At 81.1% G+C, this 2,160-nt stretch carries 1 protein-coding gene and 2 pseudogenes; all 3 read left to right on the top strand.

From position 1 onward, the window contains the following. Nucleotides 1-233 (top strand): annotated as a pseudogene (locus CS2_RS19460) (hypothetical protein); the annotation flags it as partial. Nucleotides 234-309: 76 nt separating this feature from the next. Then, a complete protein-coding gene (locus CS2_RS18165) occupies nucleotides 310-801 on the top strand; it encodes a YdcF family protein (protein WP_156442218.1) in 492 nt (163 codons plus the stop codon). A gap of 35 nt (nucleotides 802-836) precedes the next feature. Continuing rightward, nucleotides 837-2,160: pseudogene (locus CS2_RS18160) on the top strand (helicase-associated domain-containing protein); the annotation flags it as partial.

The raw sequence follows: 2,160 nt of genomic DNA, 5'->3' as shown, positions 1-2,160 counted from the left end.
CCGACGGCGCGGGCGGCCCGACCACCGCCCCCGGCCCGGACGGCGCCGCACCGGACGCGTCGAGCCCGGGCACGGACGACCCCGGCACGCCCTCCGACCCCGGCCCGGCCCCGACGACGCCGTCGGCGCCGGACCCGACGGCACCCGCCCCGGACCCCGGCGGCGAAGGCCCCTCGCCGCAGCCGGACCCCGGCACCGGGACGACCCCCGACGCGGGCGCGGCGACCCCGTGACGGCCCGGTGACGCCGCCGGTCGCCGAGGTCGCGCGGGGCGGGCGACGCCGGTGGCGCCGCCTCGGCGTGGCCACGGTGACGACCACGCTGGTGGTCGCCCTCGCGGGCGTGCCGACCCTCGTGGCGCCGCCCCAGGACTCGCCGGGCGTCGCCGACGCCGTCGTCGTGCTGGGCCCGCCGCAGCCGTGGCGGGTCGCGTGGGCGCGCGAGCTCGTCGAGCAGGGCCGCGCCGGCGCCGTCCTGGTGTCGGTGGACGACGACGACCGGGTGCCGCTGTGCGAGGACCCCGGCTCGCTGGACGTGACGTGCGCACGGCCGGACCCGTTCACGACGCGCGGCGAGGCGCGCTGGGTCCGTGACGAGATGGCCGCGCACGGCTGGGACACGGTGACGGTCGTGACCGCGACCCCGAACCTGCTGCGCGCGCGGCTCCTGATCGGCCGGTGCGTGCCCGAGGGCGTGCAGGTCGTGGCCCGGCGGGAGCGCCTCGGGCTGGACCGCTGGGCGGCGCGGTACGCGTGGCAGCTCGGCGGCTGGGCCAAGGCCCTGTGGTCGCAGGGCTGCTGAGCACCCGCACCGGGTCCGCACGTATCGTGGTGCGGATGGCCACGTTCACCGGGTACCTGCGTGCACGCAGCGACGACGAGCTCGTCGCGCTGCTGGTGCGCCGCCCCGACCTGGCCACGCCGCACCCCGCGACCCTCGCGTCGCTGGCGGCGCGGGCCACCAGCCGGTCGAGCCTCGACCGCGCCCTGACCTGGGTCGACGCGCTCGTGCTGCAGGTCGTGGAGGCGGCCGTGGTGCTCGCGGACGTCGCGTCGGCGCCGACGCGCGCGGGGCTCCTCGCGGCGGTCGGCGCGGGGCCGGCGGACGCGGACGCGGTGGGGCGCGCGGTCGACGACGCGGTCGCCCTGGCGCTGCTGTGGCCCGACGACGACGGCACGCTGCACGCCGCGCCCGGGCTGGCGGACGCGCTCGGGCCGTCGGCGGCCGGGCTGGCACCCGCGTCGACGCCCGAGCCCGACGACGCCCCGCACGACCCCGCGGCGCTGCTCGCGGACGCCCCGACGGGTGCCGCGCAGGTGCTCGACGCGCTGCTGTGGGGGCCGCCCGTGGGGCTCGTGCCGCCCGCGGGGACGCCGGCCGGTGACGCGGTCACGTGGCTCGTGCGGCACGGTCTGCTGGTGCGCGGCGACAGCCGTCACGTCGTGCTGCCGCGCCGCGTCGCGCTCGCGCTGCGCGGCGGGCGCACGCACCGGTCCCCCACGCTCGCGCCGACCGCGGCCGACGCGCCGGTGCGGGACCCGCGCACGGTCGCGGCCGAGTCCGCCGCGGCCGCCGAGCGCACGGTCCGCCTGGTGCGCCAGCTGCTGGCCCGGTGGGACGCGCAGCCGCCGGGCGTGCTGCGCGCGGGCGGGCTCGGTGCGCGGGACCTGCGCCGCACGGCGCAGGCGCTCGACGTCGACGACGCGCACGCCGCGTGGCTCGTCGAGACCGCCGCGGCCGCGGGCCTGCTCGCGGACGACGGCGAGGAGTCGCCCACGTTCGTCCCGACGCTCGAGGCCGACGTGTGGCTCGCGCAGGACGTCGAGCAGCGCTGGGCCGTGCTGGCCCGCGCGTGGCTCGCGTCGTCGCGCACGCCGTGGCTCGTGGGTGCGCGCGACGAGCGCGGTGCGCTGCGGGCCGCGCTCGACCCCGAGCTGGCGCGCCCGTGGGTGCCGCGGCTGCGGCGTGCGGTGCTCGACGTGCTGGCCGCCGCACCGACGGGGGCCGCACCGACCGGTGACGACGTGCACGACGCGCTGCGGTGGCGCTCGCCGCGGTCCGTGCCGCCGCGCGCGGCGGTGGAGGCGGCGCTCGTCGACGCCGAGCGGCTGGGCGTGACGGGTGCGGGCGCGCTCGCGGCGGCCGGTCGCGCGCTGCTGG

This window comes from Cellulomonas iranensis NBRC 101100 = JCM 18110 (assembly GCF_001552375.1).
Classification (GTDB): Bacteria; Actinomycetota; Actinomycetes; order Actinomycetales; family Cellulomonadaceae; genus Cellulomonas; species Cellulomonas iranensis.
The sequence above is the reverse complement of the archived record's forward strand: the minus strand, read 5'-3'. Positions and strand labels throughout refer to the sequence as shown.